This window comes from Actinomadura harenae (genome assembly GCF_003696215.1).
Classification (GTDB): domain Bacteria; phylum Actinomycetota; class Actinomycetes; order Streptosporangiales; family Streptosporangiaceae; genus Spirillospora; species Spirillospora harenae.
Genome location: NZ_RFFG01000250.1, coordinates 1 through 2,244, shown reverse-complemented (window position 1 = coordinate 2,244; position 2,244 = coordinate 1). Strand labels below are relative to the sequence as shown.

Here is a 2,244-nt window from a genome sequence, read left to right as displayed (position 1 = left end):
CACGGGACGTCTCCGGCCCCGGCGGCGGTTCGAGCGCGGCCGACCAGCGGCGGCGCCGGGTCAGCGCCCGGACGGCCGGCGCGGCGGCCAGCAGCAGGACGATCAGCGTCCCGGCCGCGATCCAGGGCGTGTACCCCGGCCCGCCCTTGTGCTTCTTGCGGACGGGCGTCGCCTGCCCGCCGTTGCCGGGCAGGTCGTTGCGGAAGTGCGCGCCGGAGGTCGGCCGCGCGCCGGGCCCCGCCGAGGAGGACGGCAGCGGCTGCCGTCCGGACGGGCCGTCCCCGTTCGTCCCGGGGCCGTCCGCCGCCAGGGAGTAGGACGGCTCGGTCGCGGTGCCCTGGCCCGTCGCCCCGGCCGGGGTCGGCTCGAACCGCATCCAGCCCGCGCCGTCGAAGTACAGCTCGGGCCAGGCGTGCGCGTCGCGTCCGCGGACCTCCCACTGGCCGGGGGAGACCTGCTTGCCCGAGGTGTACCCGACCGACACGCGCGCCGGGATGCCCAGCGTGCGCGCCATGACCGCCATCGCGGCGGCGAACTGCTCGCAGTAGCCGCGCTTGTCGACGGTGAGGAAGTCGAGCAGGTCCGAGCCGTGCTCGGGGGTGCCGACGGTGAGGTCGTAGCGGAAGCCGCCGGTGTCGGTGAACCACGACTGGAGCTTCACGGCCGAGTCGTAGGGGGTGTGCGCGCCCTTCGTCACCTGGACGGCGATCTGCCGCACCTTGTCCGGGACGGACTTCGGCAGGGACGCGAACTCGGTCAGCATGTCGCTGGTGTACCCGCCGCCCGACTGGAGGTCGGCGGCCGAGGGGAGCACGCGGCGGCTGGTGACGGAGAACGTCCGTCCGCCGACGCCGTCGTGGAGCGAGTAGACCATCAGGGACGGCGCGTGCACCCGCCAGTCGCCCTTGATCCGCACCTGGGTCGGCGCGTACGGCATCGGCAGGAACTGCAGGTCGCGCAGGTCCTTGTTCACCTTGATCCGCGTGTTGACCGTCCGGGTCGCCGCGACGGAGAGGCCGGGCGGCGGCGGCAGCGGCCCGCCGGTCAGCCTGTCCTGGGCACGGGAGGCGACGCTGTAGGTCCAGCGGTCCCCGTCGAACCGGTCGAGGGCGTAGAGCCGCAGGTAGTCGGGGCGGTCGGTGTCGTCGCTCTGGTAGGTCAGCACGACGCCGTCGTCGGGGTTGGTGAGCTGCCGGGACAGGCTGACCATCGGGTCGGGGGTGGTGACCGTCCGGGCGCTGTCGCCTCCGCCTCCGCCCGTCCCCTTGCCGCCGAACATGCCGCGCGGGTGGACGCCGGGCACCGCCATCGGCACCAGGACGGCCACGGCGACGGCGGCCACGCCGATCCGGCGCCCGGTGGTCGCGAGCGTCGAGACGTCGGGGGCGTCCCGCTCGGCGGGGGCCTCCTCGTGCCAGCGCGGCGAGAACACCATGCGGCCCCAGCCGCCCACGCTCTCCCGCGCGTCCGCCATGAGCAGCGCGAGGAACCCGGCCGCGCCGAGCCCGAACGCGATCCAGTTCACGCCGTGCTCGCGGATCGCGGCGGGCACGCTGTACATGGCCAGCAGCGGCAGCCCGGCGGGCGCGGCCCGGCGCAGCCGCACCGCGAGCAGGTCGACGACCGTCGCGATCATGCCGACCCCGAGCGTCACCAGCAGGTGGACGCCCCGCTCGTCCGGGACGGGCGCGGCGTACCGGTTCGCCGTGGACAGGCCCTCCGACAGAAGGTCGCCCAGCCCGTGCAGGGACGACGGCGTCGGGACGATCCCGAGCAGCGCCCGCCCGGGCGTGAACGCGAGGGTGCAGTAGAGGAGCAGCGCGACCGCGGGGCCGAGCGGGTCGAACACCGCCGGGATCCGCAGCCGCCGCACCGCGACGGCACCGAGGGCCGTCGCGATGACCGCGCCGAGCGCGTGCCAGGCCCACTGCCCGCCCAGGAACAGCGGATACAGCCCGACCGACCCGGCCAGCGTCGCCAGCCCGGCCATGACCGTCATCCGGATCCTCATGCCGTGCTGCCCCCGCCCACGTCGCCGCTCACGCTGCCGCCCACGCCGCCGCCCGCGCCGCCGCCGTGCTCGCCCGCGCGACCGAAGCCGAAGCCGTCCGGTTCCGAGACGACGCCCCAGGCCGCCGCGAGCTCCACGGCCGTCCGCACCGCCACGACCCGCCACCCGGAGCCCCGCAGAACCCGCGCCGCCTCGATCCCCGGCACCTCGCGCCGCGCGTCCGGAACCCCCGG

Annotated in this window: 1 protein-coding gene and 1 pseudogene; both read right to left on the bottom strand. The window is 75.9% G+C overall.

Translation table 11 applies throughout. The features are described 5' to 3' along the window. Positions 1-1,999 (bottom strand): transglutaminase family protein (locus EBO15_RS43260; RefSeq protein WP_147481941.1); only part of this gene is annotated, 1,999 nt, incomplete at its 3' end. A gap of 8 nt (positions 2,000-2,007) precedes the next feature. Next, positions 2,008-2,244, bottom strand: a pseudogene (locus tag EBO15_RS44995) (hypothetical protein); the annotation flags it as partial.